The 11,024-nt window shown below is 71.7% G+C and carries 12 protein-coding genes; 9 read left to right on the forward strand and 3 right to left on the reverse strand.

What is annotated here, in order from left to right; genetic code table 11:
- The 9 genes from FV229_RS21980 to FV229_RS22020 all read left to right on the forward strand — a co-directional run.
- Window positions 1-673: LysM peptidoglycan-binding domain-containing protein (locus FV229_RS21980; RefSeq protein WP_147754000.1), on the forward strand; the 673-nt coding region annotated here is incomplete at its 5' end.
- 131 nt (window positions 674-804) lie between these two features.
- Window positions 805-2,268 (forward strand): helix-turn-helix transcriptional regulator, encoded by a 1,464-nt coding sequence (locus FV229_RS21985; protein WP_147754001.1) that lies wholly within the window; start codon window positions 805-807, stop codon window positions 2,266-2,268.
- Between the two features lie 91 nt (window positions 2,269-2,359).
- Entirely contained in the window at window positions 2,360-2,521 is a 162-nt protein-coding gene (locus tag FV229_RS21990) for a CsbD family protein (protein ID WP_147754002.1), read from the forward strand.
- A gap of 53 nt (window positions 2,522-2,574) precedes the next feature.
- Entirely contained in the window at window positions 2,575-3,078 is a 504-nt protein-coding gene (locus FV229_RS21995; RefSeq protein ID WP_147754003.1) for a CsbD family protein, read from the forward strand.
- A 122-nt stretch (window positions 3,079-3,200) separates the two neighbouring features.
- Window positions 3,201-4,130, forward strand: coding sequence for a PhnA-like protein (locus FV229_RS22000; RefSeq protein WP_187275243.1), 930 nt, complete (start codon window positions 3,201-3,203; stop codon window positions 4,128-4,130).
- A gap of 81 nt (window positions 4,131-4,211) precedes the next feature.
- Window positions 4,212-4,415: a CsbD family protein gene (locus FV229_RS22005; RefSeq protein ID WP_147754004.1), complete on the forward strand. Its 204-nt coding sequence runs from the start codon at window positions 4,212-4,214 to the stop codon at window positions 4,413-4,415.
- Between the two features lie 106 nt (window positions 4,416-4,521).
- The gene (locus FV229_RS22010) at window positions 4,522-4,905 is read left to right on the forward strand and encodes a CsbD family protein (RefSeq protein WP_147754005.1); all 384 of its coding nucleotides are present in this window, start codon (window positions 4,522-4,524) and stop codon (window positions 4,903-4,905) included.
- A 124-nt stretch (window positions 4,906-5,029) separates the two neighbouring features.
- Window positions 5,030-5,476: a BA14K family protein gene (locus FV229_RS22015; protein ID WP_147754006.1), complete on the forward strand. Its 447-nt coding sequence runs from the start codon at window positions 5,030-5,032 to the stop codon at window positions 5,474-5,476.
- A gap of 260 nt (window positions 5,477-5,736) precedes the next feature.
- The gene (locus FV229_RS22020) at window positions 5,737-6,243 is read left to right on the forward strand and encodes a YidB family protein (RefSeq protein WP_147754007.1); all 507 of its coding nucleotides are present in this window, start codon (window positions 5,737-5,739) and stop codon (window positions 6,241-6,243) included.
- A gap of 344 nt (window positions 6,244-6,587) precedes the next feature.
- On the opposite strand, the gene FV229_RS22025 is transcribed toward FV229_RS22020, so the two are convergent.
- The 3 genes from FV229_RS22025 to gcvH form a co-directional block, all read right to left on the reverse strand.
- Window positions 6,588-7,433 carry a transglutaminase family protein gene (locus FV229_RS22025; protein WP_147754008.1) on the reverse strand — a complete coding sequence of 282 codons (846 nt, stop codon included), beginning with the start codon at window positions 7,431-7,433 and terminating at the stop codon, window positions 6,588-6,590.
- 219 nt (window positions 7,434-7,652) lie between these two features.
- A complete protein-coding gene (gene gcvP / locus FV229_RS22030; RefSeq protein WP_147754009.1) occupies window positions 7,653-10,508 on the reverse strand; it encodes an aminomethyl-transferring glycine dehydrogenase in 2,856 nt (951 codons plus the stop codon).
- Between the two features lie 80 nt (window positions 10,509-10,588).
- Window positions 10,589-10,951: a glycine cleavage system protein GcvH gene (gene gcvH, locus FV229_RS22035; protein WP_147754010.1), complete on the reverse strand. Its 363-nt coding sequence runs from the start codon at window positions 10,949-10,951 to the stop codon at window positions 10,589-10,591.
- Between the last annotated feature and the right edge of the window lie 73 nt (window positions 10,952-11,024).

Consider the following 11,024-nt stretch of genomic DNA (forward strand, 5'->3'; position numbering starts at 1 on the left):
GCGGCCGGACGCGCCCGCCGCGGACCCGGCCGCGAACGCCGACCGCGTCAAGGTCGTCGGCATCGACGCGCAGGACGGGGGGCGGTTGTTCGTCACCGCCCGCTCGGCGCCGGGCTCGACGGTCCGGCTGTACCTCAACGACACCCTGATCGCCCCCGCCGCCGTCGGCCGCGACGGAACCGTGACCTTCACCATCGGGCGCGGCGTCGCGCCGGGGGCCTACAAGGTCCGGCTCGATCAGGTCGAGGCGCCCTCGGGCAAGGTCCGCAGCCGCGTGGAGGTGCCGTTCACGATGCCGGCGCCCGCGCGCAAAGCCGGGACCGAGGCGGAGCCGAAGGCGGCGCACGCGCAGGCGGCGGAAGGGTCCGACCGGACCGCGGGCACTCCCGCTTCACCACGGCTCGCCGCCGAAACCCCGGCGGCGCGTGGGCCATCCGAGCCGGGCGGCGGCGCCGAGGTGTTCGTTCCGGAGGTCAGGACCGCCACGATCGCGCGCGGCGACAGCCTATGGGAGATCAGCCGGCGCACCTACGGCGCGGGCGACCGGTACTCGGTGATCTACGACGCCAACCAGGACCAGATCCGCGATCCCGACCTGATCTATCCCGGGCAGATCTTCGTGCTGCCGAGCGAGGGCGCGCCCGAGGCCGGGCAGGCCGGGGAGCGCGGCTGACGGCCTGAGCGGGGCTTGCGATCCCGGGCCTCGCCCGAACGGGCCGGTCCGCCTCAAGAATTGCTGGAACCGCGCGGGGACGACGCTGTTTCGCGCTTCGATTTCGCGGGTGATCGAGAAGGTGGGCCAAGGTGGTTGCGGGCGTCGACAGGCACGAGCTTCGGCAGATCGTCGCCGGCCTCAGCGAGGGGGTGATCCTGGTCGAGCCCGACCAGACCATCGCCTACGCCAACGCGGCCGCGCTGGCGATGCACGGGGCCGAGACGCTGGGCGAGCTCGGCGAGACCGTGGAGATCTACCGCGAGCGCTTCGCCCTGCGCTACCGCAACAACCACACCCCGAACCAGTACCCGATGGAGCGGGTCGTCTCCGGCGAGCGCTTCCACGACGTCATCGTCGACGTGAAGCGCACCGACCGGCCCGGCGTCGACTTCGTCCACTCGCTGCGCAGCCTGGTGGCGACCGACCGCGAGGGCACCCCGAGCTGCCTCGCCCTGATCCTCAAGGACGTCTCGGAGCAGTTCGAGGCCGAGGACCGGTTCGAGACCACCTTCAACGCCAACCCGGCACCCGCCGTGATCTGCCGGCTGTCGGACCTGCGCCACGTCAAGGTGAACGTCGGCTTCCTGGAGATGACCGGCTACACCTGCGACGCCGTGATCGGCCGCAGCGTCTACGAGGTCGACGTGCTGGCCAACGCCCGCAACCGCGACCTCGCGATCAACCGGCTGAACGAAGGCGCCACCATCCCGCAGATGGAGGCCTGCCTCGACCTGCCGGACGGCGGCACCCGCTTCGTCATCGTCGCCGGCCAGCCGATGGAGCTCGGCGACGAGCCGTGCATGCTGTTCACCTTCGCCGACCTGGAGCTGCGCAAGAAGGCCGAGACCGCGCTCCGCCAGAGCGAAGAGCGCTTCGCCAAGGCGTTCCGCCTGACGCCGGTGCCGACGCTGATCGCGCGCGCCGAGGATTTCGCCGTCACCGGCGTGAACGAGGCCTTCGCCCGCGTCTTCGGCTACGCGGCCGACGCGATGGTGGGGCGCTCGCCCGCCGAAATCGGCCTCTGGGTCCACGATGCGGCGCGGACCCGGTTCGAGACCGCGTTGCTGCGCACCGGCTTCGTACTCGGGCTCGAGGTCTGCCTGCGCCACCAGGACGGGACGAGCCTCGATTGCCTCGCCTCGGCCGAGCGCGTCGAGATCGGCGACACGGCCTTCGCCCTCATCGTCCTGCAGGACATCACCGCGCGCAAGCGCAGCGAGCGCGAGATGTTCGAGGCGGTCGAGGCGGCGATGGCCGACACGTCCTGGTTCAGCCGCGGACTGATCGAGAAGCTCGCCAACCTGCGCCGGCCGGGCACCGACCACCGGGACGGCATCGCCCCGAACCTCACCGTGCGCGAGCGCCAGATCCTCGACCTGATCTGCCAGGGCCTAGGCGACGAGGCGATCGCGCAGCGCCTGAACCTGTCGCGCAACACGGTGCGGAACCACTCCGCCTCGCTCTACCGCAAGCTCAACGTCCACAAGCGCACGGAAGCGATCGTCTGGGGCCGGGACAACGGCTTCCCGCTGTCGCCGCCTGACAAAAAATGACCGTCCAACCAGTACGTCTGCATCATTGCTTCGCCGGATCGGCGGGCCATCTCAGGCTTCGACGTCATCCTGGCCGCCGCGGAGATCCAGCATGAGCACGCAGAAGACATCCGAGCACGCCGACAAGATCAAAGGCTCGGTCAGGGAGGCGATCGGCAAGCTGATCGGCGACGGAAAGGTCGAGACCGAAGGCAAGGATCAGCAGAAATTACCGAGCGACGGCGTGAAACCGAAGACCCGGTCCAAGCCGTAGCCTCACCCGTATCGCGCATTCCCCTCGAAAACCTAACGTAGGATAAGAACATCATGGTCGACACGGATCGGATCACGGGCGCCGCCAAGGAGTTCGGCGGCAAGGTGCAGGGCGCGGTCGGCGACCTCACCGGCTCGAAGCGCGACTCGGTCGAGGGCCGCGCCCGCGAGGCGCAGGGCGCCGCCGAGAACCTCTACGGTCAGGCCAAGGACACCGTCCGCGACGCCGCCGACACGGTGGCCGACACCGCCCGCGACCTCGGCGGCCGCGTCCGCGACGCGGTCGGCAACCTCGTCGGGTCGGACGACGTCGAGGACCGCGCCCGCCGGGCGCAGGGCGCCGCCGAGGACGCCTACGACCGCGGCGAGCGCTACGTCCGCAGCGCCGGCGGCAAGGCCTACGACCGCGCCGGCGACGCCTACGAGGACGGCGCCCGCGCCCTGCGCCAGGGCGGCGGCGCAGCCACCGGTCGGATCGCTGAGCACCCCATCGCCGCGCTGCTGGTGGTCGGCCTCCTCGGCTACGGCCTCGGCCTCCTCATCCACGGCCGCGACTGACCCGCGGGGCCCAGCCGAACCGCGCCGCGGTCCGGCGGGCCTTCGCCCTTTCACGCCCTATCCATCACCCCCTCGAACGACCGACCTTCTCGGACGACCGACGACCCCGGAGTAGCCGTACCGTGACTTCCTCTCCCATCCTCACGACCCCTTCCACCGTCCCGAACGCCGCCGCGGCCGACACCCGCACCGTCCTGCTGAACCAGGTCTCGTGGGGCGCGATCTTCGCCGGCGCCGTCACCGCCCTGGTGGCCCAGGTCGTCCTCAACATGGTCGGCGTCGGCGTCGGCCTGTCCAGCGTCGGCGGTCCCGCCGCCGACAACCCCGCCGCCTCGACCCTGTCGATGGGCGCCGGCCTCTGGTTCGTCGGGTCCGGCATCGTCGCGTCGCTGGCCGGCGGCCTCATCGCCGGACGCCTCTCGGGCAAGCCCATCGCGGGGGCGGCCGGCCTGCACGGCCTCGTCTCCTGGGCGGTGACGACGCTGGTCGTGCTCTACCTGCTCAGCTCCGCCGTCGGCGGCATCGTCGGCGGCGCGTTCTCGGGCGTGACCAGCACGCTGGGCGGTGCCGGCTCGCTGGTCGGCGGCACCGTGCAGACCGCGGCCCAGGCGGCTGCCCCGTCGCTGGCGCAGATCTCGAACCCGCTCGACGGGATCGAGAAGTCGGTGCGTCAGCAGGCGGCCGGCCAGGACCCGCAGGCGCTGCGCGACGCCGCCGCCTCCGCGATCCGCGCCCTGCTCTCGGGCGACCCGGCGCAGAAGGCCCAGGCCGAGAACCGCGCCGCCGACGCGCTGGCCAAGGCCCAGGGCATCCCGGCCGACCAGGCCAAGACGCAGATCCAGGGCTACGAGAAGCAGTACGAGGCGGCGCTCGCCGACGCCAAGCAGAAGGCCAAGGTCGCCGCCGAGGCCACCCGCAGCGCCGCCACCCAGGGCGCGTTCTACGGTGCCCTGGCGCTGATCCTCGGTGCGCTCGCCGGCTTCCTCGGCGGCCGCTTCGGCGCCCCGAAGCTGCCGACCCTCGTCGCCGGCTACGACCCCCGCCGCGCCTGAGCCCCACCCGGCCGGCCCATACGGCCGGCCGGGACCGATCACCCACGCCACTCACCCCATTCTCTCGAAAGGAGCCATCCGATGAGCAGCACCACGGACAAGCTGAAGGGCCTCGCCAACGAGGCGGCCGGCAACGTCAAGCAGGCCGCCGGCAAGATCACGGGCAACGACGGGCTCGTCGTCGAGGGCAAGGCGCAGGAGCTCAAGGGCGAGGCCCAGCGCACCGTCGGCGAGGCCAAGGACGGCGTGTCGTCCCTGGTCGACAAGGCGACCGGCAAGCGCTGAAAGCCCACCGGCAAGCGCTGAACCCGAACGCCCTGGCCAGAAACACGGTGGGCGACCGAGCCGACGGCCCGGCCGCCCCCGACATCGTCGAATGCAGGAGAATCCCATGAACGGCGACCAGATCCGCGGTGCATCGCGCCACATCAAGGGCCGTGCCCAGACCGCGCTGGGCGGCCTCACCGGCGACCCGGCCCGCCAGGTCCGCGGCGCCGTCAACCAGGTGGCCGGCGGCGCGCAATACGCCTACGGCCGCGCCCGCGACCGGGCCGAGGATCTCCTCGACGACGGACGCGACCTCGCCCACGCGGCGCAGGACCGCGCCGGCCACTGGATCGAAGAGGGCCGCGGCGTCGCCCGCCACGCCCGCAAGCGCGGGACCGCCTACGGCCGCAGCGCCCTGCGATACGCCGACGACCACCGCAGCTCCGCCCTGCTCGGCCTCGCCGCCGTCGCCTTCGCGGTCGGCTGGCTGTCGCGCTCCCGGGACTGACCCGACCGGGCCGGCGTCTTCCGCCCGAATCGCAGGCGCTGCGCCGGACGGTCCATCGAGGCCGGCCGAGTCCGCGCGCCGCCCCCGATGCACAAGAACGCGCCAACATCAGGAGACGATCACGATGAAGCTGTCCCTCGCCCTCGCCGCCGCCGTCGCGGCCACCCTGGTCGGGCTGCCGGCTGAGGCGGCGCCGGCTCCCGTCGCCCCGATCGCGGCGCTCGCGCACGGCGACCTCCCGACCGGGTACGTCCAGTACCGCCGGTTCGGCCATCGCTACGGCTGGCGCGGCGGCCGCGGCTACGGCCGGAGCTACGGCTACGGTCGCGGCTACGGCTATCGCCGGGGTCCCGGCGTCGGCGCCGCGGTCGGCGCGGGCGTGGCGGGCCTTGCGGCCGGCGCGATCATCGGCGGCGCCATCGCCAACTCGCAGGCGCAGGCAGCGCCGGTGGTGGTGCAGGGCGGACCGAACCCCGAGGCGGTGGCCGCCTGCGCCCGCCGCTTCCGCTCCTACGACGCATCGAGCGGGACCTATCTCGGCAACGACGGCGACCGCCACCCCTGCCCGTGATCGCCCATCCCGCCGGACCCACATGCGCGACGGGTCCGGCCCGATGACGCCCTGGCTTCGTCCGTCGCTTCGACGTCTGGTGCCTTTTCGAGCCCGCAGCGTTTCCCTAGAGCATTTTCAAGCGAGGTGGATGCCGGCTCGCGTGAAGAAAATACGACGACACAGTCAGTTAGAGCATTTTCCGTGATCCGGAGATCATAAAAAATGCTCTAGGCCACCGCCCGGACCCTTCCACCTTCTTCAACCGACAAGGACGACCGATGAGCAAGGGCTATCCCTCGATGACCGCGCTGCTGGGCCTGCTGGCCGTGGCCGGCTACCAGAACCGCGACAAGATCGCGGAGCTGCTGAAGGGGCACGACACGGTGCCGAGCCATGAGACCGTGCCGAACGCTGGCACCGTCCCGCGCGTCCCCAACACCACGGCGACCGGGACCTCTGCCTCCGGCAACGGCCTCGGCACCTTGGGCAGCCTCCTCGGCGGCGTCGGCACGGCCGGTGTCGGCGGGCTCATCGCCAGCGGGCTGAGCGAGCTGGTGGACCACTTCACCAAGGGCGGCCACGGCGAGGCCGCCAGCTCCTGGGTCAACCAGGGTCCCAACCGCGACATCCGCGAGGCCGACCTCGAGCGCGCCATCGGTCCGGACACCCTCGACCACCTGACCCAGCAGACCGGCCTGAGCCGGTCGGCGCTGCTGGCCCGCCTCTCGCGCGAGCTTCCCTCGGCCATCGACCGCTACGCCGCCGACGGCCGCAGCCCGGCCTGAACCCGTCGGGTTCGCGGCGGGTCCTCCGACGACCGCATCGAGACCGCATCCGGCCGTCGTGCCAGGTGCGGTCTTTCACGTTCTATGGTCCGTCATGCGAGGCGGGGAGGGGCGGGCTACGCCCGTCACCGCCAACCGAGCAGCACGACGTAGCCGGAATAGGTGAGGGCGGTGGCCATCAGGGCGAGCGCGATCGGATCCATCGCGGCCGGATAGCGATGGCGGGCGCCCGGCCACCACGCGATCCGCCGCAGCGGCGGGATGACCCCGGCCCGGCGGCGTGATCGAGGACGTTTGGAAAAACAGGGCCGGCGCCTTCGAGCGACGGCCCTGCAAAGGGCCGCTCAGGCGGCCTGCATCAGCACGAAGTCGTCGGGCACCGCGTCGGTGTGGACGTCGAACTGCGCCAGCAGCGCCGTGCCGAAGCTCGTCGAGATCGCGACGTCGGTGGCGTCGCGGCCGCGCGCGATCACGATGCGGCCGATCCGGCGGGCGTCGTGGCGGGCGTCGAACGTGTACCAGCGGCCGCCGGTCGGGCCGTCGAGGTAGACCTCGAACCAGGCCGAGAAGTCCATCGGGTTGATGTCCACCGGCACGCCGATGTCGCCGAGATAGCCGGTGCAGTAGCGCGCCGGGATGTTCATGCAGCGGCACAGGGCGACGGCGAGATGCGCGTAGTCGCGGCAGACGCCGACCTGCTGGTTGTAGCCGTCGAAGGCCGAGCGGGTGGCGTCGGCGAGCTGGTAGTCGAAGCGGATGCGCTGGTGCACCCAGGTGACGATCGCCTGGACCCGGGCCCAGCCCTCCGGCGTCGTGCCGAACAGCGACCACGCGATGGCGGAGAGCTTGTCGGTCTCGCAGTAGCGCGAGCCCAGCAGGAACACGAGCACGTCGTCGGGCAGGTCCTGCACCGCGAATTGCCGCGCGGTCGGCTCGTAGGCGTCGAGCTCGCCGCTGTCGGCGATCAGGAAGTCGGCCGAGACCGTGACGCGCCCGCCCGGCGACAGCAGGCGCACGCAGGTGTTGCCGAACGCGTCGGTGTAGGTCCGCATCGGCACCGGGGGGTCGACCCGCATCGCGTCCGAGGTGAGCAGGTCGATGGCCCGCGAGGGGTGGACGTTGAGCTGGTAGGTGAGCGGCGTCGGCCCGAACGTGTCGTAGCCGATCGTGTAGCCGGTCCGGATCTTCATCGAGCGCCCCGCCGCAAGGAGGAAAGAGTTTCCAAATATCGGTAGATGTGTTTGTTCCTGAAGCGGAAGTCCCAGGAAAGGCATTCGGCGCCCAAAGAGTCGGCAAATGGCGCGGAACCGTCGTTCCGGGCGCCGAACCCGCGACGCGCGCCGGCCGGGGGCCGGCAAGGAGCCTGCAAGGAGCCTGCAAGAGGCCGGAAACGCGTCGCCGGCGCCGGCTCATTCCGCGGCTTCCTCGTAGCTGTCCGGGGCCGGGCAGGAGCACATCAGGTTGCGGTCGCCGTAGGCGTTGTCGACGCGGTTGACCGGCGGCCAGTACTTGTCGATGCCGCGTGCGCCCGACGGGAAGCAGGCGGCCTCGCGGGAATAGGGCCGCTCCCAGGCGCCGATCAGGTCCTGCACCGTGTGGGGGGCGTTCTTGAGCGGGTTGTTCGCCCGGTCGATCCGCCCGTCCTCGATGGCGCGGATCTCCTCGCGGATCGCCAGCATCGCGTCGCAGAACCGATCGATCTCGGCCTTGGTCTCGGATTCGGTCGGCTCGATCATCAGCGTGCCGGCCACCGGCCAGCTCATGGTCGGCGGGTGGAAGCCGCAATCGATCAGGCGCTTGGCGACGTCCTCCACCGTGACGCCGGCGCTCTTCTGGAACGGGCGCACGTCGACGATGCATTCGTGCGCGACCCGGCCGTTCGCGCCGGCATAGAGGATCGGGTAGGCGTGCCCGAGCCGGGCGGCGATGTAGTTGGCGTTGAGGATCGCGACCCGCGTCGCCTGGGCGAGGCCGCGCCCGCCCATCATCAGGCAGTAGCTCCACGAGATCGGCAGGATCGAGGCCGAGCCGTAGGGGGCAGCCGACACCGCGCCCTCCGTGCCCGAGCGCGGGTCGGAGGGCAGGAACGGGATCAGGTGCGCCTTGACGCCGATCGGCCCCATGCCCGGCCCGCCGCCGCCATGCGGGATGCAGAAGGTCTTGTGCAGGTTCAGGTGGCTCACGTCCGCCCCGATGTCGCCGGGCCGCGCCAAGCCGACCAGCGCGTTGAGGTTGGCGCCGTCGAGGTAGACCTGGCCGCCATGGGCGTGGACCACGTCGCAGAGCTCGCGCACCTGCGCCTCGAACACCCCGTGGGTCGAGGGATAGGTGATCATGCAGGCGGCGAGCTTCTCGGAATGCCGCTCGGCCTTGGCGCGGAAGTCTTCCACGTCGATGTTGCCGTCGGCGTCGGCGCCGACCACCACCACGCTCATCCCGCACATCTGCGCCGAGGCCGGGTTGGTGCCGTGGGCCGAGGACGGGATCAGGCAGATCGTCCGGTGCGCCTCGCCGCGGGACAGGTGGTAGCGCCGGATCGCCAGCAGCCCGGCGTATTCGCCCTGCGCGCCCGAGTTCGGCTGCATCGAGATCGCGTCGTAGCCGGTGATCGCGCAGAGCTTGTCGGAGAGGTCGCCGATCAGCGCGTGGTAGCCCGCCGCCTGGTCGGCCGGCACGAACGGATGGATCTCGGAGAATTCCGGCCAGGAGATCGGCAGCATCTCGGCGGTGGCGTTGAGCTTCATCGTGCAGGAGCCGAGCGGGATCATCGCCCGGTCGAGCGCCAGGTCGCGGTCGGCGAGGCGGCGCATGTAGCGCGTCATCTCGCTCTCGGCCCGGTTCATGTGGAAGATCGGGTGGGTGAGGTAGGCCGAGGTCCGCACCAGCGCCTCGGGCAACCGGGCGTCCGGCCAGGCCTCGTCGTAGGCCAGGTCGTCGGCGCCGAAGGCGCGCCACACCGCCTGGAGGATGTCGGGGCGGGTGCGCTCGTCCACCGTGATGCCGATGCGGTCGTCGCCGACCTTGCGCAGGTTGACCCCGTTGGCGACCGCGTGCGCCAGGATCACCCCCTGGAACGCTCCGACCCGGACGGTGATCGTGTCGAAGAAGTGCTCGGGCTCGACCGCAAAGCCCAGATCCGCGAGCCCCCGGCCGAGGCGCACCGCGTCGCGGTGGACGCGCTGGGCGATGGCTTTCAGCCCGGCCGGGCCGTGGAACACCGCGTACATCGAGGCGATGACGGCGAGCAGCACCTGCGCGGTGCAGATGTTCGAGGTCGCCTTCTCCCGGCGGATGTGCTGCTCGCGGGTCTGCAGCGCGAGGCGGTAGGCGCGGCGGCCGTGGGCGTCGACCGAGACGCCGACGAGGCGCCCGGGCAGCGCCCGCTTGTGCGCGTCGCGCGTCGCCATGTAGGCGGCGTGCGGGCCGCCGAACCCCATCGGCACGCCGTAGCGCTGCATCGAGCCGATCGCGACGTCGGCGCCCATCTCGCCGGGCGATGTCAGCAGCGTCAGCGCCAGCGGGTCGGCGGCGACCGCGGCGATGGCGCCGGCCGCGTGCAGGGCCGCGATCGGCCCCGAAAAGTCGTGGATCGCGCCGCCGACCCCCGGGTACTGGAAGATCGCGCCGAAGACCTCGGCCGGATCGAGGTCGGCGAAGGGGCAGCCGACGACGACGCGCCAGCCCATGGGCGCCGCCCGCGTCTTCAGCACGGCGATGGTCTGGGGCAGGCAGTCGCGATCGACGAAGAAGGCGTCGGCCTTCGAGGCCGCGACGCGGCGGGCGAGGCCCATCGCCTCGGCCGCGGCGGTGGCCTCGTCCAGCAGCGAGGCGTTGGCGACGTCGAGGCCGGTGAGGTCGCAGACCAGGGTCTGGAAGTTGATCAGGGCCTCGAGCCGCCCCTGGCTGATCTCCGGCTGGTAGGGCGAATACGCCGTGTACCAGGCCGGGTTCTCGAAGATGTTGCGCTGGATCGCCGGCGGCATCGTCGTGCCGTGGTAGCCCTGGCCGATCAGCGAGACGAGGACGCGGTTGCGGTCGGCGATCTCGCGCATCCGCTCGATCGCCCGGCGCTCGGTGAGGGCGGGGCCGAAGGCGTCCTCCTCCGCCAGCGGCTGCGCCTGCCGGATGTCGGGGGGCAGCGTCTCGTCGATCAGGGCCTCCAGGCTCGGCGCCCCGACGGCGGCGAGCATCGCGTCGATCTCGGCCTGCGTCGGGCCGATGTGGCGGCGGTTGGCGAAGTCGTAGGGGTCGTAATGCGCGGTCATGGCGGCGTCCTGGCTCGGAGTGGGCCTTTGGAAGGGCGAAGGGCCGCCGGCGCATCGCAGGCGGTTGTTTCGGCAGGCGGCTACTTCGGCAAGGCGGCGTAGGCGGCCTCGTCCATCAGCCCGTCCATCTCGGACGGGTCGTCGAGGCGCAGGCGGTAGAGCCAGCCGTCCCCTTGCGGATCGGTGCCCACCGTCGCCGGGTCCGCGACCGCCGCGTCGTTGACCGCGACGACCTCGCCCGAGAGCGGCGCGTAGACGTCGGAGGCCGCCTTCACCGACTCGACCACCGCCGCCGCCTCGCCCTTGGCGAGCCGGGCCCCGACCTTCGGCAGCTCGATGAAGACGAGGTCGCCGAGCTGCTCGGCGGCATGCGCCGTGATGCCGACGGTGACGACCGCGCCCTCTGCCTTCAGCCACTCGTGCTCGTCGGTGAATCGCAACATGTCTTGTCTCCTGAGGGATGGGGAGGGCGGGCCGGATCAGCCGCGCTTGAATCCGGCCGGGACGAAGGGGAGG

This window comes from Methylobacterium sp. WL120 (assembly GCF_008039465.1).
Taxonomy (GTDB): Bacteria; Pseudomonadota; Alphaproteobacteria; order Rhizobiales; family Beijerinckiaceae; genus Methylobacterium; species Methylobacterium cerastii.